Genomic DNA, 20339 nt, shown 5'->3' on the forward strand with positions numbered 1-20339 from the left:
ACCGCGACAAGGGGTTTCGCCCCTTGCCCTGCTTTCAACCGGCTACCCGCGTACGGCTGGGTCTGCCTCACGGACCGGTGTGGCTCGCACTTTTGGCCTGACGGCCCTAGTTGCTACTGACCCCATTGCGGGTGCCACACATCCATTATTACGTGGCTTTGGCGAAACGCCTTCGCCACAGCCGCTACCAGCCGGAACGCCGCCGGAATCGGTCGTACGCGCTGAGCCTGCCGGGCACCTTCCGCGGCACCCCGACGGCCGGGGTCTCCAAGGTCCGCTTGCCGATCCGCGCCCGCTCCCGCTGCGCGCGGGACACCGGTGCGCCGCGCCGGTAGTCCAGCGCCGCCAACGACGGCAGGTTGTTGACGTGCGGAATACCGAAGTGCGGCTGGGACATCAGGAACTCGACGGCCATGCTGAGCGCGTCGGCCTGGTCGTCGCGCCCGGCTCCGGACGAGTCCATCTGTACCGTGGCCCTGCCCCCGGCGGTACTCGTCTTCACCACGACCGTGAGCAGCTCGTCCGTCTGCTCTTTGACGTCCAGCAAGTCGAGCCGGCGCTGCTCGAACGCCGACTGCAGCGCGGCGGTGCAGTTGTGGTTGTACGCGACGTTGATCGTCACCGCCTCGATCAGCACCCGGTCCTGGACCTCTTGGATCATTAGCCGAGCTTGGTTCGGGTCGATGCGGATCGGTGCGCCGCCGTAGTCCTCGTGCAGCCGGACTAGCTCGTCGCGGACCTCGGGCAGCGGCACGTTGCGCCCCAGCCGGGGCACCCAGCGACGGTGGGCGTCCTGGACCACCCGGTTGCCCTCGCGGTGACAGACGTTGATCACGGACGCGTCGTGGGAGGTCCCGAGGTCGGCGGTGATCACGTAGCTGTGCGCGGCGTCGTAGGGGCGCACCCTGACGCCGGCCGCGACGGCCGCCAGCAGGTCCTCCTCGCCCACGAGCGCATCCTCGGCGGTCGTGAACTCGTTGAGGTGGAACATGCGGAACGCCGCCAGCGAGGACAGGCCCTCGCGCTGCTTCTCCAGGTCCTCCGGGCTACGCCACGGCGCCGGGCCGGGGGCGAGGCTGTAGCGCCAGTGCTTTGACCTGCGGAACGAGGCCAGCCGCTCGTACGCCCACGTCCCGATCGGGCCGGCCGACGTCACGATGAGCACGCGGGTGTCGCTGCTCTGCTTGGGCACGCCGGAGTACGTCGCGTCCCACAGGGCACGCAGGGACGGGGTGTCTCGCCAGTTCGCGAACTCGTCGATGATCAGGAGGTAGGGGCTCGCGCCGAGGCTCGACGCCGAGTCGGAGGTCTCGACGCGCACCGTCGCACCATTGCTGAGCAGCGTGACGCCGTTGGCCGTGACCTTGGTCGGGGCTGCGTCGGACGGCATGTGCCCCAAGATGGTCCGGACGGCGGTCATGATGTGGCGAGCCTGATCCTGATCGTTCGCGAACACCTGGATCACGCCGTTGGGTGGGGCGTCGGCCAGCAGGGTCGACGTCGCGGCCACAGCCGAATCCGTCGTCTTCATGTAGCCGCGCGCCCGCTGCCAGACGTGTTGGTTCACGACCGGCTCGGCCAGCAGCGCGTGCAGGTCCGCCTTCTGTCGGGGGTCGGCCACCGATCCCCACGGGACGGGCGACGCCGAGCCCGCCATGACACGCATGGTCAGGGCCAGCCTGTATGCCGCTTCGCTCACGCCGCCCTCCCGGTGTGGTGCAGCTCCCAGTAGAGCGTGCGGAGTGTCGGCGCCTTCTGCCGGCTCGTCCGGTAGACGCCGAGCACCTCCTCCAGCGCGGTCCGGCAGCGACGGCAGGGCTGGACCACCGCGCTGTCGGACGGCGAGGCGAAGAACGCGAGCACCCTCGCGTTGCAGAGTTCGCTGTAGCAGAAGTCAAACATCGCGACCCTCCAACGCCGCGACGCGCTCCGTCAGGTCGGCGATCAACTCCATGGCGGCCGTCCAGGGGTCCAACTCCTGCACCGGCGGGCTCGTGTCGACCCAGTCCCAGCCGGCCTCGCGCGGCGGCAGGCCGGTCGCGGCCCACGCGCGCAGCCGGGGCGGGACGTGGTCGAGGCCCTTGGCCTGCGTGACGGCCCGCTCAAGGAAGTTGGGGCCGGCGGCCCCGACCTCGGCGTACACCGGACCGCAGGCGTCGCACAGGTAGCCGGTGACCATCCCCGGCCCCCGGGTCAGCGCGTTGGTGGTCAGCGGCCCGTACCACCTGAGCGACAGGCCGAGGCCGCAGGCGAGGCACGCTGGCGGGGCGCCGTCTGGCGGCGGGGTGGGGACGTCCGGCCCGGCCGCCGCCTCGCGCTCGCGTTCGAGGCGCAGCGCGACGAGGCGCGTGTGGCCCCACCGGAGCGCCTTCCTGCCGGCGCGGTCGACGTGCCCGAAGGGCTTGCGCTGGGGCTCGCGGCGCCGACCGCGCACCGGGTCGTTGAAGTCGAACAGGACCGCCGTGACGTCGACCCCCGCCAACTCGAACGCCTCCGCGGCGAGCGGGTCGTCCTCGGGCTTGCCGAGCACCCGCAGAGCGGCGCGGACGGCGAGCCCGGGACGGTCCGGGTCCAGCGTCAGGCAGGCCGGGCAGGTCGTGACGAGGTAGTCGCGCTGGGGGGTGGGCCGGCCGTAGGACGTCGTCGTGCGGCGCCGGATCATCGGCCCGTCCGACTCCACGCCGCACACCTGACAGGCGACGGGCTCGATGGCCTCGGCGGTCATCGTCGGCCTCCCTCGCGCCAGCGGGCGGCGTCGCGCTCGTCGCGCTGGTCCTGGTCGAGGAGCCGCCTGCGTTCCTCGGGGCTCCGCTGGCCCCACAGGGGGTCCATCGCGCGCCGGCGCTGGACGAGCCTCACGCGCTCGGCGAACGCGCCGCGTCGTCTGGTCGGGACGGGCCGGGCGGGGGCCGCCGACGGCCTCTCGGGCTCGCCGTATGCCTCCCCGCTGGCGAATCGGTATGGCTCCATCACTGATCGTCCTTCCGTGCGTTCTGGATGCTGTCTTGGTTCTGAAGGAGGCCGCGGCGGGCCGATTCGATGCGCTCGTTCGGGGTGCCGCCCGGCAGCGAGGCGAGGATCTCCTCGTTCTCCGCGTCGGCGGTCAACCGCCGGTCCCGCACTTGGGCCTCGCGCTCCTGGTCCTCCGTCAACAGGCGCGCCCCCCGGCGAGCGGAGCTCGCCTGCGTAGCCCGCCGGGCGTACTTGTCGGTGTGCGGGGCCGCCTTCGGGGGCGTCTGCTTGGCGACGTGCTTGCTCACGGCCGGCTCCCGGCGAGCAGGTCGGCGGCGCGGTCGAGCAGGGCTGCCGCCTTCGCTCGTGCGAGGGCCTGCCGCGCCTCCCGGATCGCGTCGGCGTCAGCCGGGTGCCAGCGGTTCAGGCTGGCGACCCGCGCGTGCGCCGCGCGGACCGTGATCTCGTTGGTGGCCATGAAATAAAGATCCCCAGAGTCCGGGGAAACTCGTTGCCCACCGGGGCGGTTCGTCGAGAACTCGACGGCCGTCGTCCGAAACTCGACGGGCGGAAGAACGCCGGGGTTTCGCCGGTTTGGACGCAGGCGGGTAAGACGACGCTGCTCAACTGTCTCAGCTCGGCCATCCCGCCGCGCGACCGGGTCGTCACCTGCGAGGAGGTGTTCGAGCTCAAGATCCCGCTGCGGGACGTCGCCTCGATGCAGTGCCGTCAGCCGAGCCTCGAGGGCACCGGCGAGATCCCCCTGCGCCGCCTCGTCAAGGAGGCCCTGCGGATGCGGCCCTCACGGATCATCGTCGGCGAGGTGCGCCAGGCCGAGAGCCTCGACCTGCTCATCGCCCTGAACAGCGGACTGCCCGGCATGTGCACCATCCACGCCAACAGTGCCCGTGAGGCGATCACCAAGATGTGCACCCTGCCCCTGCTCGCGGGGGAGAACGTCGGCAGCCGGTTCGTCGTGCCCACCGTCGCCGGCTCGATCGACCTCGTCGTCCACGTGGCGCTCGAGCACGACGGCGTCCGGCGCGTCCGGGAGGTCGTCGCGGTGCCAGGCCGGGTCGAGGGCGACGTGGTGGAGACGGCCGACCTCTTCACCCAGCGCGAGGGCGTGCTGCGGCGGGCGGAGGGGTTCCCACCCCATCCCGAGCGGTTCCGGCGAGCCGGCTTCGACGTCGCCGCCCTGCTGGCGAGGGACGAGCCGTGAGCGGGCTGCTCGTGGGGCTACTGCTCGGGTGCGGGCTCTTCTGCATCTGGTGGTCGATGTGGGTCCCGTCGACGCGGGTGGCCGCAGGCCCTCGGCGCACGACGGTCTCGGACCGGCTGCGCGACCAGCTCGTCCAGGCCGGGTACGAGTCGGTGGGCCCGCGCAGCCTGGTCTCTGGGTGCGCCATCGCCTTCACCCTCGTCCTGCTCGCGGTCCTCGCCACCACGTCGGTGGCGCCGGTCGCGCTCTGCTTCGCCGTCATGGCGGGGTATGCCCCGCTGGCGCTGGTCCGCGCCCGCGCCCGGCGCCGGAGGGCGAGCCTGCGCGAGCTGTGGCCGGACGCCGTCGACAACATCGCCTCGGGCGTGCGGGCCGGCCTGGCGCTGCCCGAGGCGCTGGGCCAGCTCGGACGACGCGGGCCGGAGGAGCTCCGGCCGGCGTTCGCCGCCTTCGCCGAGGACTACCGCACGACCGGGCGGTTCCAGGACTGCCTCGACCGGCTCAAGGAGCGGCTCAGCGACCCGGTGGGCGACCGGCTGGTCGAGTCCCTGCGCATCGCCCGTGAGGTCGGCGGCAGCGACCTCGGCAGGCTGTTGCGGACGCTGTCGACCTTCCTGCGGGAGGACGCCCGCACCCGCGCCGAGCTCGAGACCCGGCAGGGGTGGACGGTCAACGCGGCGCGGCTCGCCGTCGCGGCCCCCTGGGTGGTGCTGGCGATGCTCGCCACCCGGCCGGAGTCGATCCGGGCCTACAGCACGGCGACCGGCGCGCTGGTCCTGGTGGCGGGTGCCGTCGTGACGCTGGTCGCGTACCGCCTCATGATCCACATCGGGCGCCTTCCCGAGGACGAGCGGGTGCTGCGGTGACGGCCGCCGGTGAAGCGCTCTCGTGGTCGGGGGCCGTCCTCGGGGTGGTGTTCGCGCTCGGGCTGGTCCTGCTCTGGAGCGGCCTCCCGCGCAACCGGCGGGCCACGCTGGACGACCGGTTGCTGCCCTACCTGCGCGATGCGCCCCGCCCCTCCCGCCTGCTCTCGGTCCGGCAGGTCGGCGGCACCAGCGCCCTCGCCGCGCTGTCGCGGCCCGTGGTCGCGGGACTCGGGGCCCGGCTCGAACGCGTGCTGGGCGGGGCGACCTCGGTGCGACGCCGGTTGCTGCGCGCCGGTCGCAGCCCCGAGGTCGAGCGGTTCCGTGCCGAGCAGGTGCTCTGGGGGGCGGGCGGGTTCGTGCTCGGCCTGGCCGCCGGCGCGATCCTGTGGCTCGACGAAGGCGGGTCGGTGGTGCCTTCCGTCGTCGTGACGTTCTGCGGCGCTGGGGCCGGCGTCGTGGCGCGGGACCAGTGGCTCAGCCGCGAGGCCGAGCGTCGCGAGCAGCGCATGCTGGCCGAGTTCCCCACCGTGGCCGAGCTGCTGGCCCTGGCGGTCGGTGCCGGCGAGGGGGCGGTCGGCGCGCTCGAACGCGTGTGCCGCCTCTCCCACGGTGAGCTCTCCGCCGAGCTGGCGCGCTGTCTCGCGGACGCCCGTGCCGGCGCGAACCTGCCCACCGCCCTGCAGGGCCTCGCCGACCGCACCGGGCTGACCAGCCTGGCGCGTTTCGTCGACGGGATGATCATCGCCGTCGAGCGGGGGACGCCGCTGGCCGACGTCCTCAGGGCCCAGGCGCAGGACGTCCGCGAGACCGGCCGCCGGGCCGTCATGGACGCCGGCGGCAAGAAGGAGATCGCCATGATGGTCCCCGTCGTCTTCCTGGTCCTGCCCGTCACCGTGCTGTTCGCCGTCTACCCGGGATTCGCGTTCCTGCGCTTCTCGATCTGAGGGCCCCGCGACGAAGTCCGCAACGAAAGGAAGACCGATGACCGTCCTCACCAAGGCCCTGCTGCGCACCCAGCGGGTCCTCGACGATGCCCTCCGCCGCGGGGAGCGCGGAGACGTCCCCGGCTGGGTCATGATCACGCTGATGACCGCCGGGCTCGTCGCCGTCCTGTGGAAGGTCGCGGGCGACGAGCTCGAGGCGATGTTCCGCCGCGCGATGTCCAACGTCACGGGCTGAGGGGTGGCCCCACGGCGCGCCCGCCTGCGCCGGCTCGTCCGCGACGAGGCCGGCGCGGCCGTCGTGGACTTCGTGCTCGTCGGGGTGGTCGTCACCGTGCTGTTCCTCGCCGTCTTCCAGCTGGGGCTGGCCCTGCACGTGCGCAACACGCTCGTCTCGTGCGCGTCGGAGGGAGCACGGTTCGGGGCCCGCGCGGACGTCGACCCGGCGGTGGGGGCGGACCGGGCCCGTGAGCTCATCGCGCAGTCGCTGTCGCCACGGTTCGCCAGGAACGTCTCCGTCTCCCTGGGCGAGGCCGAGGGGGTCCGGGTGGTCGTGGTCCGCGTCGTCGCACCGCTGCCGGTGCTCGGCCCGCTCGGACCCGACGCCGGGCTGGCGGTCGTCGGGCGGGCCTTCGAGGAGCGCCAGTGACGTTGCGGGCCAACGGCATCCAGGCATCCCTGCGCCGACGACTGGGCGGCCCGACCGCGGCGGGCGAGGGTGGCAGCGCCCTCGTGGAGTTCGTCTTCCTCGCGGTGCTGATGATGATCCCCTTGATCTACCTCGTCATGGTGCTGGCCCGTCTCCAGGCCGGCTCGTATGCCGCGTCAGCGGCCGTGCGTGAGGCGGGCCGGGCCTACGTGACGGCCCAGCGGCAGGAGCAGGCCGGCCCGCGCGCGCAGGCAGCGGCGCGGATCGCGTTCGAGGACCAGGGTTTCGGCGGCGACGCGGTGCTGCGCCTGGCCTGTGACGGGGACCCGTGCCTGCGCCCGGAGGGCCGGATCACGATGGAGGCGACGGTGACCGTGCCGCTGCCGCTCGTGCCCGCCTTCGCCCGCGACGTGGTGCCGCTGGAGGTCCCGGTGACGGCCAGTCACGTCGCCGTGGTCGACCGGTTCCGGGGGGCGCCATGACGAGCCGCCGCGGACTGGCTCGGGGCACGTCACCTCGCGCTCGCGCCGCTCGGCCCATCGTCCGGGGACGTCTCCGCCGACGTCTGCGGTCCCGGGGCGAGGACGGCCAGGTGACCTTGCTCGTCCTCGGGTACACGCTGGTCGCCGCGCTCCTGGTGATGGGCACCCTCGCGGTGACCTCCGCCCAGCTGTCCCGGGTGCGGCTGCTCGACGCGGCCGACGGGGCTGCCCTCGACGCGGCCGACTCGCTCGACCTCGGCGCCTACCGGTCGGGTCTCGACGACGCCGTCGCCGTCAGCGACGACACCGTGCGCCGGACCGCCTCGGCCTACCTGGCCGAGCGCCCGCTACCGCCGGCGATGCGGGCCTGGGAGGTCGCCGCAGGCACCGGCAGCCCGGACGGGCAGACCGCCGTGGTCCGGCTCACGGGGGAGGCGGACCTGCCCTTCGTCGGGCCCCTCCTGGCGGCCTTCGGCGGCTCGGTGACGATCACCGTCGAGTCCCGGGCCAGGGCCGACCTCGACCCGGCGCCCTGAGCTCCTGCAGCCGGGAGCTTGGCCCCTCTCCGCGGGCGCAGGGCCCGGGAAGCGTGGGAGGCGGGCCCGGATCCTCGGGCCACGCAGTCCAGCACCCAAGGAGAAGCCATGCCGACCCTGACCAAGGCAAACGCAGCGTCCCACCTCGACATCCCCGGCTACGCGGAGACCTTCGAGAAGGACCTCGACGGGTGGACCGTCACCATGGAGCGGACGCTCACGGACCTCGACCTCGCGCCCTTCTACAAGGGCTGTCCTGACGACCAGTGCCAGGCGCACCACGTGGGCTACGTCGTCAAGGGCCGCTTCGCCGTGCGCTACGCAGACGGCAACGAGGAGGAGTTCACGGCAGGCGACGCCTTCGTGATCGAGCCCGGCCACACCCCCGTGCAGTTCGCCGACAGCGAGTACGTCGCCTTCACGCCGACGCCCGAGGCGAACGCCCACGCACCGGTGATCATGTCCAACATGGTGACGTACGCCCGCGAGCACGGGATCCCGATCCCCGAGCAGCTGCTGTCGCAGTAACGGGCCGGGCGAGCCGGCCCGGCCTCAGGCTTCCCGCGACATCCGGAAGTCCAGGCGCTCCGGCACCGGCTCGCCGGGCCGCAGCACGTGCCAGAGCTCGGCGGTCGGGATGTCGCCCTCGGCCAGGTCGGGCACCTCGAGCGTCTCCAGCTCGGCGAGCGCGGCCCCGTGCTCGCCCAGCGCGACGAGCGCCTGGGCGAGGAGGAGTCGCGTGCGGCCGTGCCGGCGCAGGTCCTCCGGCATGGTGTCGACCGCGGCGACCAGGGCGCCGGGCCGACCGGCGTCCAGCAGCGCGGCCAGCCGCTCGGTCCACAGCTGCCGGTCCGCCGGGGCCATCTCAAGCGCCCGGGCGTAGAGCGAGTCCCGCTCGTCGGCGTCCGCGGCCAGCACGGCCAGCCCGCGCAGGGCGGGTGCCGTGGCCGCGAGGTCCACACTGCGCCGGTATGCCGCCCGCGCGGCATCGACGTCGCCGCGGACGTGGTGCCGGACGGCCTCGGCGTAGGCCAGCCACCAGCCAGCTGCGCCTCCGGCGGCAGCAGTCGTGAAGGCCCGCTCCCAGCGAGCCGACACCGGGGGGATGGTGGGCGCGTCGACCGGGACGTCGGACAGCGCCGACACCTCGCCGGCCGCGAACCGCGCGAGCGGCGCGCTGGCGTCCTCGACGGAGGGGAAGACCACGCCGTCGGGGGCCTGCTGGCCGCGCAGGGCCAGCTCGGCGTGTCCCCAGCCCGAGCCGGTCTGCACCAGGTCCCCGGGCGGCAGCGCCGCCACCGCGGAGAGCCAGTGCGCGTGCCGCCCCTCGAGCCACTCGGGGGACACCGCCTCGTGCGTGGCCACACGCGCGGAGTCGGCGGCCACGGCATACTCCCCGCCGACCGCGCCCGGGTCGAGGTCGACGGCGACGAACGCCTCGGTCCACGACCGCGTCGCGCCGCCCTCGATGACGTCGTGCTCCATCTGGGTCTGGCACACGCCGGCCTGGATCTCCAGGTAGCGGGTGTCGGCGGTGCTCAACCACTCCTGCCAGCGGCGGCCGCCCGGGCCGGTGCCCCAGAGGAAGAGCTTGCGCCCGGTCAGCTCGCTCGTCGACGTCTGCGCGAGCCCGCGGCCGTCCGGCTCGACGGCGCACACGAGCCGACCGCGCTGGTCGGCCACCTCGTAGAAGTAGTCCGCGGCATACGTCGACGCCTGCGGGCGGCTGATGTCGACGTCGCCGTCGGGGACCGGCACCTCGACGCGGTCGAGCATCCCGGTGTAGTCGGTGCGCCACGCGTGCGTGGCCGGGACGAGCACGCGCGTCCCGGGTGTCTCGGGCACGGCGATGTTGGTCCACCAGTAGAGCGGCTTGGGCTCGGGGTCGGGGTTGACCACACGGGTCGAGGCGAGCAGCCGCGGGCCGTCGAGCCAGAGGTCGACCTGCATGACGAGGTCGCGGGTCCGCTCCCACTCCCAGAGGCGCAGGACCGGGCCGTCGGGGCCCTCGACCACGGCGGCGTGCACGGGCCTCGAGGACAGGGTCGAGTGGCCGGTGGACCCGAGGTTCCACTCGATGCCGCCGGCGAACCACGCGTCGGTGAGCCCGAAGTTGGCGAACCGCAGCCGCGGGTTGACGAACAGCAGCTCACGCCCGCGGGTGTGGTCGACGAGCGACCAGACCCGGCCGCCCAGGCTCGGCAGCACGGTGGCCGTGACCAACCCGTTCGACAGCTCGACCGCAGGCAGCGTGAGGTCGCGGTCCTGCCGGTCGTAGTCGCTCTGGATCCCGTAGGGCAGCGGGGTGCCCAGGCGGCCGCGTCCGACCCGCTCGCGCATGTCCCGGGTGGCCGACTCGGCGAGCCGCGGGACGGCGATGCGGCGTACGTGCTTCAGTGGCGGGAGCTGCCCCTCGGGACCGGGCAGGGTGCCGCGCAGGGGGAGGGGGAGGAGGCGGACACGCGCCGGCCGGAGGGGGTCTGGCATGAGCGCACCCTGATCGATATTGATTGGTTCTGTCAATGTTATTGACACAACCAATCACGCGCACCACGATGTGGGGATCATGCCGAGCGGTGGCCAATGGCGGTCAGCCGATACGTGGAGGTAGGGAATCTGATGGATCTACGTGGTGAGCAGGTCGAGAGGCGCACAGTGCTGCGCCTGGCCTTCGCGGCAGGCCTGGCGCTGCCGGCGGCCGGGGCCCTGGCGGGGTGCGCGACCGGAGGCGGGGGCAGCTCGAGCAGCAGCTCGGCAGCCGGTGGCACCAAGAGCGACAAGAACCCGTTCGGCATGGCCGACAAGTCCACCGTCGAGGCGGTGATCTTCAACGGCGGGTACGGCTACGACTACGTCACGTTCGCGGCCGACGTCATGCAGAAGAACCAGTCCGGCAGCAAGGTCACGGTCAAGCCCTCGACCCAGATCGCCCAGGAGCTGCAGCCGCGGTTCGTCGGCGGCAACCCGCCCGACCTCATCGACAACTCGGGCGCGAACTCGATCGGCCTCAACACCATCGCCGACCAGCTCGAGGACCTCAAGGACGTGTTCGCGGCCAAGAACCTCGAGGGCAAGACCATCCAGGACACCCTGTACCCCGGTGTCGAGGCCCCCGGCACGATCAACGGCAAGCTCGTCGCCATCAACTACGTGCAGACGGTCTACGCGATCTGGTACTCCGCCTCGCTGTTCGAGCAGAACGGCTGGACCCCGCCGAAGACCTGGGACGAGGCGATCGCGCTCGGCGAGAAGGCCAAGGCCAAGGGCAAGTTCCTCATGCTCTGGGGCAAGGAGGCCGCGACCTACTACCAGACCCTCGCGATCGCCTCGGCGATCAAGGAGGGCGGCGACGACGTCCGCCTCGCCCTGGAGAACCTCAAGCCCGACGCCTGGTCGAAGCCGGCCGTGCAGGGTGTCTTCAAGGCGCTCGAGACCATCGTCAAGAAGGGCTACATGAAGCCCGGCGGTGGCGGCACCCAGTTCACCGCGGCGCAAGCCCAGTGGTCGAACGACCAGGCCGCCCTGCTCTACCCCTCGGGCTCGTGGATCGAGAACGAGATGAAGAAGCAGACCAAGGCCGACTTCAAGATGACCGGCGCCCCGGAGATGACCCTCACCTCCGGCTCCAAGATGCCGTACACCGCGCTGCACTCCGCGGCCGGTGAGCCGTTCATCGTGCCCAGCAAGGCCAAGAACGTCGCCGGTGGCAAGGAGCTCCTGCGGACCATGCTGTCCAAGGAGGCCGCGACCAACTTCGCCAAGACCAAGCTGTCCCCGACGATCGTCAAGGACACGGTCCCCGCGGACGGCTTCGGCTCCACCGCCCTGCAGTCCCAGGGCGCGATGCTCAAGGGCGCCGGTTCGGACGTCTTCACGTGGAACTTCGTCGACGTGTACGGCATGAACCAGGACATGCTCGTGCCGTGGAACGCCTTCCTCGCCGGCCAGATCGACGCCAAGGCGCTCACCAGCCAGCTGCAGAAGATCACCGACAAGGTCGCCAACGACCCGTCGGTCAAGAAGGTCGAGGTCAAGTGACGCACTGCCCGGCCCGACGGTGACCCCCGTCGGGCCGGGCAGCCGTCCGCACCCGCCCGGGACGGTGTGATCGTGCTCCGCCCCGCGGCCGCCGGAACCCTCGGACCCTGGAACACGGAGAGGCCACCCACCACCCATGAGCGCAGTCGTCCCCACAACCTCGTCGACGGCGGTGGCCAGCGTCGCCCGGCCCCGCCGACGCCGGATGCCCATGGCCCGGCGCGTCTTCGTGCTGGTGACCCTGGGAATCCCGTTCGTCTTCTACACGGTGTTCGTCCTGTGGCCGTTCGTCCAGGCGTTCATCTACAGCCTCACCAACTGGAGCGGGTTCTCCGACACCTTCGAATTCGTCGGCATCGCCAACTACAAGAACCTGATGCAGGACGACATCTTCCTCAAGGCGGTCCGCAACAACCTGCTCCTCGCCGTGGTCGTCCCCCTCGCGACGATCGCGCTCTCGCTGGCCCTGGCGACCATGGTCACGGTGGGTGGTGGCAGCACCGGCGCGGTCCGGGGGCTGTCCCGCTCGTCGTTCTACCGGATCGTGTCGTTCTTCCCGTACACGATCCCGGCCATCGTCATCGGCCTGATCTGGTCGCAGATGTTCGACCCGTCGGCCGGCCTGGTCAACGGTCTCCTCACGGGCGTCGGGCTCGACGGCTTCAAGTCCTTCGCCTGGCTCGGTGAGGTCAGCACGGCGATGCCGGTGACGATGTTCGTCATCATCTGGGGCTTCGTCGGCTTCTACATGGTGCTGTTCATCGCGGCCATCAAGGGCATCCCCGCTGAGCTGTACGACGCGGCCCGCGTCGACGGCGCCGGACGCTTCCGGATGACGATGATGGTCACGCTGCCGATGGTCCGCGAGACGGTCCAGACGGCCTACATCTACCTCGGCATCCTGGCCCTGGACGCGTTCGTCTACATGGCCGCCCTCAACCCCAGCGGCGGTCCGCAGAACTCCACCCTGACGATGACCCAGGACCTGTTCAACACCGCCTTCAAGAAGGGCCAGTTCGGCCTCGCCAGCGCGATGGGCGTCGTCCTCGCGGTGCTCACGCTGCTGTTCGCCGCGGTCGTCTTCCTCGTCAACCGCCTCACCAAGGGGAAGGACCGCTGATGAGCGTCGCGAACCCGCCGCGGACCCCGCGCACCCAGGCCCCGGAGGCCGCACCCACGCCCACCTCGAGCCCCGCGTCCAAGGGCGACAGGACGGTGACGATCGTCTCCCACGTGGTCCTGACGCTCTGGTCGATCATCGTCATCCTGCCGCTCGTGTGGGTCTTCCTCTCCTCGTGGAAGACCACCGGCGAGATCTTCGCCTCGCCGCTGGCGCTGCCGCAGCACTGGAGCTTCGACAACTACATCGGTGCGTGGAACGACTCCCACATCGGCCGGTACATGCTCAACTCGGTCATCGTGGTGACGTCGGCCCTCGTGCTCGTGATGATCCTCGGTTCGGCCGCGGCCTACTCCCTGGCGCGCTACCCGTTCCCCGGCAGCGGCATCGTCTACTACCTCATCCTGGCAGGGCTGACGTTCCCGATCTTCCTGGCGATCGTGCCGCTGTTCTTCGTCCTCAAGAACACCGGGCTGCTCAACACGCTGCCCGGCCTCATCGCGACCTACGTCGCCTTCGCTTTCCCGTTCACCGTGTTCTTCCTCTTCCCGTTCTTCCGCGCGCTGCCGCAGGAGATCGCCGAGGCGGCCGAGCTCGACGGGGCGGGGGAGTGGCGCACCTTCGCCCAGGTCATGCTGCCGATGGCGCGGCCGGGCATCGTGGCCATCGCGATCTTCAACTTCCTCGGCCTGTGGAACCAGTTCCTGCTGCCCGTGGCCCTCAACACCAACGAGGACAACTACGTGCTGTCGCAGGGCATGGCACGGTTCGCCTCCCAGGCCGGGTACGCCGTGGACTTCGGGCAGCTCTTCGCCGCGGTCGTCATCACCATCGTCCCGGTGCTGCTCGTCTACATCTTCTCCCAGCGCCAGCTCCAGGGCTCCCTCTCCCAGGGCACGATGAAGTAGCGACGAGGCCGACCCTCCCTCTCGCTGCGAGGCCGACCCCTCTCGCTTGCGAGGGCGCCCCTCGCGCCTGCGCCGAGGGCGACGGCGCGGGTATGCCGTGGACCCACCTCGGGGGGCCCGCCCGTGTGGTCAGCGCCACCCGACCGGGCCGTTCCGCGTCCCCGAGGCCGCACTAGAGTGGCTGGTGGTTGATCCCCAACGGCGCTGGAGGCCTTTCGTCATGACAACTTCGCCTGACCGCACGGTGTCGGTGATCGTCGCGGGTGCCCGCACCCCCATGGGCCGGCTGCTCGGCTCGCTCAAGGACTTCTCCGGGGCCGACCTGGGCGGCGTCGCCATCAAGGGCGCGCTCGACAAGGCCGGGGTCGCCCCCGACCAGGTCGACTACGTGATCATGGGCCAGGTCCTCCTGGCGGGCGCGGGGCAGATCCCCGCACGTCAGGCCGCCGCCAAGGCGGGCATCCCCATGACCGTCCCGGCCCTGACCATCAACAAGGTCTGCCTCTCGGGCATCGACGCCATCGCGCTGGCCGACCAGCTCATCCGCGCGGGCGAGTTCGAGGTCGTCGTGGCCGGCGGCCAGGAGTCGATGACCAACGCGCCACACCTGCTGGAGAAGTCCCGCGAGGGCTTCAAGTACGGCGACGTGACGATGCGCGACCACATGGCCTTCGACGGACTCTGGGACGCCTTCACCGACCAGGCGATGGGGCTGCTGACCGAGCAGGCCAACACCGGTGACCAGCAGTTCACGCGCGAGCAGCAGGACGAGTTCGGGGCGCGCAGCCACCAGCTCGCCGCCCGGGCGTGGAAGGACGGCCTCTTCGACGACGAGGTCGTGCCGGTCTCGATCCCGCAGCGCAAGGGCGACCCCGTCGAGTTCAGGTCGGACGAGGGCATCCGCGCCGACACCACGACCGAGACCCTCGGCAAGCTCCGCCCGGCGTTCAGCAAGGACGGCACCATCACCGCCGGCACCGCCTCACAGATCAGCGACGGCGCCGCCGCGGTCGTGGTGATGAGCAAGGCCAAGGCGCAGGAGCTCGGGCTGACCTGGCTCGCCGAGATCGGTGCCCACGGCGTCGTCGCAGGCCCCGACTCCACGCTCCAGCAGCAGCCTGCCCGTGCCATCGTCAAGGCCTGCGAGAAGGAGGGCATCACGCCCGCCGACCTCGACCTGGTCGAGATCAACGAGGCGTTCGCAGCCGTCGGCCTGGCGTCGGCGCAGGAGCTCGGCATCGACCTCGACAAGGTCAACGTCAACGGCGGCGCGATCGCCCTCGGCCACCCCATCGGGATGTCCGGCGCGCGGATCGCCCTGCACCTGGCGCTGGAGCTCAAGCGTCGCGGTGGCGGCGTGGGTGCGGCCGCGCTGTGCGGCGGTGGCGGCCAGGGCGACGCCCTCGTGATCCGCGTCCCGCAGGCCTGAGACTGCCCCTCACCGCTCCGACACCGCTCCCGCACGGAGGACAACGCTTGGCTCCCCGCACCGTCGACGTCCCCGCCTTGGTCGACGCGGCCAGGGCAGGCTCACCCCGGGCCGTCGCCCGCCTCATCTCGCTCGTCGAGGACGCCCACCCGGCCCTGCGCGAGGTGATGGCGGCGCTCAGCCCGCACACCGGCCACGCCCACGTCATCGGCATCACGGGCAGCCCGGGCGTCGGGAAGTCCACGTCGACGAACGCGCTGGTCACGGCATACCGCGAGCAGGGCAAGCGGGTCGGGATCCTCGCCGTCGACCCCTCGTCGCCGTTCTCCGGTGGCGCACTGCTGGGTGACCGGGTCCGCATGCAGGACCACGCCCTCGACCCCGACGTCTACATCCGTTCCATGGCCAGCCGGGGGCACCTGGGCGGCCTGTCGTGGACGACGCCGCAGGCGCTGCGGGTGCTCGACGCCGCCGGGTGCGACGTCGTGCTCGTCGAGACGGTGGGCGTCGGGCAGTCCGAGGTGGAGGTCGCCGGCCTGGCCGACACGACGATCGTGCTGCTGGCTCCTGGGATGGGGGACGGCATCCAGGCGGCGAAGGCGGGGATCCTCGAGATCGGCGACGTGTTCGTGGTCAACAAGGCCGACCGCGAGGGTGCGGACGCCACCGTGCGCGACATCCGCCACATGATCAGCCTGGGCGACCGGACCGAGCCGGGCCTGTGGCGACCGCCGGTCCTCAAGACGGTCGCGGCCCAGGGCCAGGGGGTCGACGAGGTCGTCGAGGCGATCGACAAGCACTGGTCCTGGATGGAGGGCAACGGCACGCTGCGCGAGCGGCGCGTGCGCCGGGCCGGCGACGAGATCGAGTCGATCGCCATCAAGGCCCTGCGCGAGAAGATGGGCGACCTGCGCCACGGCAACGGCGTGGACGACCTCGCGGCCGCGGTGGTCGAGGGGCGCACCGATCCCTATACGGCGGCCGACCAGGTGGTTGCCGCCCTCGCCTGAGCAGCCGGGCCGAGGTGTGGACGCAGCGGTCGTGGGCAATAGGGTGATCCCCGGACCCGACGGAAAGGACCCCTGTGCCGCCCCAGGTGATCGCCGGACGCTACGAGGTGCTGCGTGCCATCGGCAGCGGCGGGATGGGCACCGTGTGGCTCTGCCGCGACACCGTCCTCGGACGTGAGGTCGCGGTCAAGCAGATCGGCGCCCTGCCGGGCGACCCGGCGGCGCAGGCGCGCGCGATGCGCGAGGCGCGGATCGCCGCCTCGCTCAACCACCCCAACGCGGTGGGGGTCTTCGACGTCGTCGACCAGGACGACACCCACTGGCTGGTCATGGAGTACGTCCAGGGCCAGAGCCTCGCCGAGCAGATCCGCGACGAGGGTGCCCTGCCGGCCACCACGGTCGCCGGTATCGGTGCGGCGGTCGCGGGCGCGCTCGTCCGGGCCCACGAGCGCGGGGTCGTGCACCGCGACATCAAGCCCGGCAACATCCTCATGGACGGCTCCGGCACGCCCAAGATCAGCGACTTCGGCATCGCCCGGGCGCACGCCGACGACCAGCTCACCCAGACGGGCTTCATGACGGGCACGCCGGGCTACCTCTCGCCCGAGCTGGCCCGAGGCGGCGACCCGACGCCGGCGTCCGACGTGTGGGCCCTGGGCGCGACCCTCTACTACGCGGTGGAGGGCCAACCGCCGTACGTGCCGAACGCCAACCCGCTCGCGACCCTGCAGGCGATCGCCAACGGCGAGGCGAGGCCGATGGAGCACGCGGGTCCGCTGGCGGGTGCCATCTCCGCGATGATGGAGCACGACCCTGTTCGGCGCTGGGACATGTCGACTGCCAGCGACCGGCTGCGCCGGATCGCCGACGGCGACACGACGATGGCGCTGCCGGCGGGAGCCATCCCGGGGGCGGCTGCCGGCGTCGCCGCCGGCGCGGCGGCCACCGAGCTCATCCCCGAGGCGGTCGAGGGCACCCAGCGGCTGGAGCAGGCGCCCGTCGCCGCTCCGTATGCCGCGGAGCCCGAGCCCTACCCGGCCGGCCCGGTGCCGCCGACGGGGCCGCGCGGGCCCCGCGGCGACCGTGACGACCGGGGTGGGAACAAGGCCCTGCTCTGGCTGGTGGGGATCCTCGCGGCCGTGGCGCTGCTGCTGGGGGTCCTGTACGCCGTGACCGACGGTTTCGGCAGCAACACCCCGCAGACGCCGACGACGACCACCGTGACGGCGCCGGCGAAGACCGAGACCCCCTCGTCCTCGTCGTCGTCCTCGTCCAGCAGCAGCTCCACGAGCACGACCACCACACCGTCGACGACGACCACGACGACGACCTCGGCCGCGCCGCCCGGCGACGCCCAGCTCGCCGACTTCGTCAAGGGCTACTACGGCGACGTCACCCAGGCCGACAAGCGCGACCAGACCTTCGCCGAGCTGACCCCGAAGATGCAGGCGCAGTCCGGGGGACGCGACGGCTACGAGCAGTTCTGGTCCGGCTTCGACAAGGTCGACGTGGGCCGGACCAAGGCCGACGCCAAGGCCGGCACCGTCACCGTCGACCTGACCTTCCAGCCCAAGGGCGGCAAGAAGATCAAGGAGACCCACGTGCTGACCGTCGTGCGCAGCGGCGACTCGTGGCTCATCGACACCGACCGGATGGCCTGAGCGGGCAGCCGTGGCCGGAGCGCGGGGCGGACAGCGATGAGCACAGCAGCTTCTTCCCCGCGCCCTGCCCTGCTGCTCGTCGTCGAGCCCGAGCAGTGCCCGGTCGTCACGAGTGAGTTCGAGCGGTACGCCCGGGACTACGAGGTCGTCTGCCACGAGAGCGCCGACGAGGCCCGTTCCGCGGCGTCCCGGATGCAGCAGGACGGACAGCCGGTGGCCCTGCTCGGCGTGGGCTGGCAGGTGCCGGGGGTCGACAGCGGCCTGCGGCTGCTCGCCGAGCTGCACCGCGTCCTGCCCACGGCCCGCCGGATCTGCCTCACCACCCGGGACTCCTACGGGCTGTCGCTGCCCAAGCTGCGCGAGGCGCTGGCCCGGGGCAAGTTCGACACCTTCTTGCTCATCCCGCAGGGCGCCCGCGACGAGGAGTTCCACACCGCCGTCACCGAGTACCTCTCGGACTGGGGGTGGACCGCCTCGACGCCCGAGGTCGAGGGCGTGCGGATCGTCGACGGCGCCGGGACCGCGGAGACCTCGCGCATCCGCGACTTCCTCGACCGCATGGGCATCCCGCACCGGCTGTACACACCGGACGCCCCCGCCGCCCGGGAGGTGCTCGCGGAGCTGCCGTCGGTGCAGGGGGGTGCCGCCCCGGCATACCCGGTCGTGACGGCAGGCGTCGTGGGCGGGACGGTCCTCGAGGGGGCCACCGCGCAGCAGGTGGCGCGGCTCGTGTACGGCTCGCCGCAGTCGGTCGACACCGACGGCGTCGTCGACCTCGTGATCGTCGGCTCCGGCCCGGCAGGCCTGGCGGCGGCCGTCTACGGCGCCTCGGAGGGGCTCGACACCGTCGTCCTCGAGGCCGAGGCGGTGGGGGGCCAGGCCGGGACGAGCTCGCTGATCCGCAACTACCTCGGCTTCCCCCGCGGCATCTCCGGCATGCGGCTCGCCCAACGAGCGCGGTTCCAGGCCTCGCGCTTCGGTGCCCGCATCTACACCGGCGTGTCCGCCGAGTCGATCGACCCGGCCGCGGCACCCGGCGAGCCGCACGTCGTCCACACCGAGGGCGGCGCGCTGCGGGCCCGCGCGGTCCTGGTGGCGACCGGCGTGCAGTACCGACGGATCGGGATCGAGCCGCTCGAGGAGCTCGTCGGCCTCGGGGTCTACTACGGCGCGGCCACGAGCGCGACGCGCGAGATGGAGGGTCGCCCGGTCTTCGTCGTCGGGGGCGGCAACTCCGCCGGGCAGGCCGCCCTCTTCCTCGCCCGGTACGCCAGCAGCGTCACGATCGTGGTGCGCCGGGGTGACCTGGCCGAGACCATGTCCGACTACCTCGTGCGGGAGATCGCCGCGACCCGGCTGGTCACGGTGCGCACGTCGACGCACGTCGTCGGTGGCGGTGGCGAGAGCCACCTGGAGTGGCTCGAGCTCGAGGGCCCCGAGGGGCGCGAGCGCCTCGAGGCCGGCGGCCTCTTCCTGCTCCTGGGCGCCGACCCGTGCAGCGACTGGCTGCCCACGGCCGTCGCCCGCGACGACCGCGGCTTCGTCTACACCGGCCGCGAGGTGCCGATGGACCGGTGGGTCGGTGGCCGGCCGCCGGCCGCGCTCGAGACCACCGTGCCCGGTGTGTATGCCGCGGGCGACCTGCGGGCGGGATCGATGAAGCGGGTGGCGTCGGCCAGCGGCGAGGGAGCCGCGACGGTCGCCCTGGTGCACGCCCACCTGGCCTCCCTCACCGGTCGCTAGGCCCCGGGCCGTCCGCGCCGACGGGTGGCGACCGGTCGGCGTGCGGTGGCGACCGGCCGGTGTCCGGCCGGCGTCCGGTCGGCGTCCGGGGGATATCGGGTCGCGGCGCCGGGCCGGCCCCGGTGAGACTGCACCCATGACGACCTTCGCCGCGACGACGTCCTTCGCCGAGAAACCCACGCTGACCGGCGACCTCGTGGTGCTGCGGCCGTTCGCCGAGGACGACCTCGCGGCCATCGCGGGCGCGATCGCCGACCCCGAGGTGGGTCGGCTCACCGGCTCGGTCCACTCCGGCGACGAGGCAGGGTCGCCGCCGGACGAGGCACTCCTGCGGGACTGGTACGGCTCGCGGGCCGAGCAGGAGGACCGGCTCGACCTGGCCGTCGTCGACCGCGCGACGGGGCGGGTCGTCGGTGAGGCGGTGCTCAACGAGTGGGAGGAGGAGAACGCCTCCTGCAACTTCCGCATCCTCCTCGGCCCCGACGGCCGTGACCGCGGGCTCGGCACCGAGGCCACCCGGCTGGTCCTGCGGCACGCGTTCGAGGCGCTCGGCCTGCACCGGGTGAGCCTGGAGGTGTACGCCTTCAACCCGCGCGCGCGACGGGCCTACGAGAAGGTCGGCTTCGTCCGGGAGGGTGTGCGACGCGACGCCCTGCGCTTCGACGGCGAGTGGGTCGACGCGGTCCTGATGTCGGTGCTCGACCACGAGTGGGCCCGGCACCGGGGTCGGCCCGAGCTCGGCTGACGGCACGGAAAACCCGTTGCCGCCCAGCGGAGGCGGG

22 protein-coding genes and 1 pseudogene are annotated in these 20339 nt (G+C 72.3%); 16 read left to right on the forward strand and 7 right to left on the reverse strand.

Features of this window, described 5'->3' with window-relative positions; all coding sequences use genetic code 11:
• Positions 1-184 precede the first annotated feature (184 nt).
• Genes ACYVDO_RS01570 through ACYVDO_RS01595 form a run of 6 tightly spaced genes read right to left on the reverse strand, consistent with a single transcriptional unit; the run spans position 185 to position 3430 of the window.
• Complete coding sequence (locus ACYVDO_RS01570; RefSeq protein WP_460932329.1) at positions 185-1699, reverse strand: terminase large subunit domain-containing protein; 1515 nt, start codon at positions 1697-1699, stop codon at positions 185-187.
• Entirely contained in the window at positions 1696-1902 is a 207-nt protein-coding gene (locus ACYVDO_RS01575; RefSeq protein ID WP_460932331.1) for a hypothetical protein, read from the reverse strand. The genes ACYVDO_RS01570 and ACYVDO_RS01575 overlap by 4 nt, the downstream gene beginning before the upstream one ends.
• Positions 1895-2725: a hypothetical protein gene (locus tag ACYVDO_RS01580; protein ID WP_460932333.1), complete on the reverse strand. Its 831-nt coding sequence runs from the start codon at positions 2723-2725 to the stop codon at positions 1895-1897. Before ACYVDO_RS01580 ends, ACYVDO_RS01575 begins: the two co-directional genes overlap by 8 nt.
• A complete protein-coding gene (locus ACYVDO_RS01585) occupies positions 2722-2970 on the reverse strand; it encodes a hypothetical protein (protein WP_460932335.1) in 249 nt (82 codons plus the stop codon). The genes ACYVDO_RS01580 and ACYVDO_RS01585 overlap by 4 nt, the downstream gene beginning before the upstream one ends.
• The gene (locus ACYVDO_RS01590; protein WP_460932337.1) at positions 2970-3260 is read right to left on the reverse strand and encodes a hypothetical protein; all 291 of its coding nucleotides are present in this window, start codon (positions 3258-3260) and stop codon (positions 2970-2972) included. Before ACYVDO_RS01590 ends, ACYVDO_RS01585 begins: the two co-directional genes overlap by 1 nt.
• Complete coding sequence (locus tag ACYVDO_RS01595; protein WP_460932339.1) at positions 3257-3430, reverse strand: hypothetical protein; 174 nt, start codon at positions 3428-3430, stop codon at positions 3257-3259. Before ACYVDO_RS01595 ends, ACYVDO_RS01590 begins: the two co-directional genes overlap by 4 nt.
• A 120-nt stretch (positions 3431-3550) precedes the next feature.
• Between ACYVDO_RS01595 and ACYVDO_RS01600 the strand changes: the two are divergent.
• The 8 genes and pseudogenes from ACYVDO_RS01600 to ACYVDO_RS01635 all read left to right on the forward strand — a co-directional run.
• A pseudogene (locus ACYVDO_RS01600) lies at positions 3551-4174 on the forward strand (ATPase, T2SS/T4P/T4SS family); the annotation flags it as partial.
• Complete coding sequence (locus ACYVDO_RS01605; RefSeq protein WP_460932341.1) at positions 4171-5040, forward strand: type II secretion system F family protein; 870 nt, start codon at positions 4171-4173, stop codon at positions 5038-5040. The pseudogene ACYVDO_RS01600 and the gene ACYVDO_RS01605, both read left to right, overlap by 4 nt.
• A complete protein-coding gene (locus ACYVDO_RS01610) occupies positions 5037-5984 on the forward strand; it encodes a type II secretion system F family protein (RefSeq protein ID WP_460932343.1) in 948 nt (315 codons plus the stop codon). The genes ACYVDO_RS01605 and ACYVDO_RS01610 overlap by 4 nt, the downstream gene beginning before the upstream one ends.
• A gap of 37 nt (positions 5985-6021) precedes the next feature.
• Positions 6022-6219 carry a hypothetical protein gene (locus ACYVDO_RS01615; RefSeq protein ID WP_460932345.1) on the forward strand — a complete coding sequence of 66 codons (198 nt, stop codon included), beginning with the start codon at positions 6022-6024 and terminating at the stop codon, positions 6217-6219.
• Positions 6220-6222: 3 nt separating this feature from the next.
• Complete coding sequence (locus ACYVDO_RS01620) at positions 6223-6630, forward strand: TadE/TadG family type IV pilus assembly protein (protein ID WP_460932347.1); 408 nt, start codon at positions 6223-6225, stop codon at positions 6628-6630.
• Positions 6627-7112 carry a pilus assembly protein gene (locus ACYVDO_RS01625; protein WP_460932349.1) on the forward strand — a complete coding sequence of 162 codons (486 nt, stop codon included), beginning with the start codon at positions 6627-6629 and terminating at the stop codon, positions 7110-7112. The genes ACYVDO_RS01620 and ACYVDO_RS01625 overlap by 4 nt, the downstream gene beginning before the upstream one ends.
• A gap of 110 nt (positions 7113-7222) precedes the next feature.
• On the forward strand, positions 7223-7648 hold the full coding sequence (locus tag ACYVDO_RS01630; RefSeq protein ID WP_460932351.1) for a pilus assembly protein TadG-related protein: 426 nt from the start codon (positions 7223-7225) through the stop codon (positions 7646-7648).
• Positions 7649-7756: 108 nt separating this feature from the next.
• Positions 7757-8176 (forward strand): cupin domain-containing protein, encoded by a 420-nt coding sequence (locus ACYVDO_RS01635; RefSeq protein ID WP_460932353.1) that lies wholly within the window; start codon positions 7757-7759, stop codon positions 8174-8176.
• Between the two features lie 24 nt (positions 8177-8200).
• On the opposite strand, the gene ACYVDO_RS01640 is transcribed toward ACYVDO_RS01635, so the two are convergent.
• The gene (locus ACYVDO_RS01640; protein ID WP_460932355.1) at positions 8201-10135 is read right to left on the reverse strand and encodes a DUF5107 domain-containing protein; all 1935 of its coding nucleotides are present in this window, start codon (positions 10133-10135) and stop codon (positions 8201-8203) included.
• A gap of 132 nt (positions 10136-10267) precedes the next feature.
• On the opposite strand from ACYVDO_RS01640, the gene ngcE reads away from it, so the two are divergent.
• The 8 genes from ngcE (at position 10268) to ACYVDO_RS01680 (ending at position 20302) form a co-directional block, all read left to right on the forward strand.
• Complete coding sequence (gene ngcE / locus ACYVDO_RS01645) at positions 10268-11686, forward strand: N-acetylglucosamine/diacetylchitobiose ABC transporter substrate-binding protein (RefSeq protein WP_460932357.1); 1419 nt, start codon at positions 10268-10270, stop codon at positions 11684-11686.
• Between the two features lie 136 nt (positions 11687-11822).
• Positions 11823-12806 carry a carbohydrate ABC transporter permease gene (locus ACYVDO_RS01650; protein ID WP_460932359.1) on the forward strand — a complete coding sequence of 328 codons (984 nt, stop codon included), beginning with the start codon at positions 11823-11825 and terminating at the stop codon, positions 12804-12806.
• Positions 12806-13714 carry a carbohydrate ABC transporter permease gene (locus ACYVDO_RS01655; protein ID WP_460932361.1) on the forward strand — a complete coding sequence of 303 codons (909 nt, stop codon included), beginning with the start codon at positions 12806-12808 and terminating at the stop codon, positions 13712-13714. The genes ACYVDO_RS01650 and ACYVDO_RS01655 overlap by 1 nt, the downstream gene beginning before the upstream one ends.
• Before the next feature lie 220 nt (positions 13715-13934).
• On the forward strand, positions 13935-15143 hold the full coding sequence (locus ACYVDO_RS01660) for an acetyl-CoA C-acetyltransferase (RefSeq protein WP_460932363.1): 1209 nt from the start codon (positions 13935-13937) through the stop codon (positions 15141-15143).
• A 47-nt stretch (positions 15144-15190) separates the two neighbouring features.
• On the forward strand, positions 15191-16153 hold the full coding sequence (gene meaB / locus ACYVDO_RS01665) for a methylmalonyl Co-A mutase-associated GTPase MeaB (RefSeq protein ID WP_460932365.1): 963 nt from the start codon (positions 15191-15193) through the stop codon (positions 16151-16153).
• 74 nt (positions 16154-16227) lie between these two features.
• Positions 16228-17814 (forward strand): serine/threonine-protein kinase, encoded by a 1587-nt coding sequence (locus ACYVDO_RS01670; protein WP_460932367.1) that lies wholly within the window; start codon positions 16228-16230, stop codon positions 17812-17814.
• A 36-nt stretch (positions 17815-17850) separates the two neighbouring features.
• Positions 17851-19557 (forward strand): NAD(P)/FAD-dependent oxidoreductase, encoded by a 1707-nt coding sequence (locus ACYVDO_RS01675; protein ID WP_460932369.1) that lies wholly within the window; start codon positions 17851-17853, stop codon positions 19555-19557.
• 136 nt (positions 19558-19693) lie between these two features.
• Positions 19694-20302, forward strand: a complete 609-nt coding sequence (locus ACYVDO_RS01680; RefSeq protein ID WP_460932371.1) for a GNAT family N-acetyltransferase — start codon at positions 19694-19696, stop codon at positions 20300-20302.
• Positions 20303-20339: the final 37 nt, after the last annotated feature.

Source organism: Phycicoccus ginsengisoli (genome assembly GCF_054779295.1).

Bases quoted from the DNA above. Each gene is read 5' to 3' on its own strand.
- ACYVDO_RS01575 (WP_460932331.1), bottom strand. From the start codon at position 1,902: ATGTTTGACTTCTGCTACAGCGAACTCTGCAACGCGAGGGTGCTCGCG.
- ACYVDO_RS01580 (WP_460932333.1), bottom strand. From the start codon at position 2,725: ATGACCGCCGAGGCCATCGAGCCCGTCGCCTGTCAGGTGTGCGGCGTG.
- ACYVDO_RS01585 (WP_460932335.1), bottom strand. From the start codon at position 2,970: ATGGAGCCATACCGATTCGCCAGCGGGGAGGCATACGGCGAGCCCGAG.
- ACYVDO_RS01595 (WP_460932339.1), bottom strand. From the start codon at position 3,430: ATGGCCACCAACGAGATCACGGTCCGCGCGGCGCACGCGCGGGTCGCC.
- ACYVDO_RS01615 (WP_460932345.1), top strand. From the start codon at position 6,022: ATGACCGTCCTCACCAAGGCCCTGCTGCGCACCCAGCGGGTCCTCGAC.
- ACYVDO_RS01635 (WP_460932353.1), top strand. From the start codon at position 7,757: ATGCCGACCCTGACCAAGGCAAACGCAGCGTCCCACCTCGACATCCCC.
- ACYVDO_RS01640 (WP_460932355.1), bottom strand. From the start codon at position 10,135: ATGCCAGACCCCCTCCGGCCGGCGCGTGTCCGCCTCCTCCCCCTCCCC.
- ngcE (WP_460932357.1), top strand. From the start codon at position 10,268: ATGGATCTACGTGGTGAGCAGGTCGAGAGGCGCACAGTGCTGCGCCTG.
- ACYVDO_RS01650 (WP_460932359.1), top strand. From the start codon at position 11,823: ATGAGCGCAGTCGTCCCCACAACCTCGTCGACGGCGGTGGCCAGCGTC.
- ACYVDO_RS01655 (WP_460932361.1), top strand. From the start codon at position 12,806: ATGAGCGTCGCGAACCCGCCGCGGACCCCGCGCACCCAGGCCCCGGAG.
- ACYVDO_RS01660 (WP_460932363.1), top strand. From the start codon at position 13,935: ATGACAACTTCGCCTGACCGCACGGTGTCGGTGATCGTCGCGGGTGCC.
- ACYVDO_RS01675 (WP_460932369.1), top strand. From the start codon at position 17,851: ATGAGCACAGCAGCTTCTTCCCCGCGCCCTGCCCTGCTGCTCGTCGTC.
- ACYVDO_RS01680 (WP_460932371.1), top strand. From the start codon at position 19,694: ATGACGACCTTCGCCGCGACGACGTCCTTCGCCGAGAAACCCACGCTG.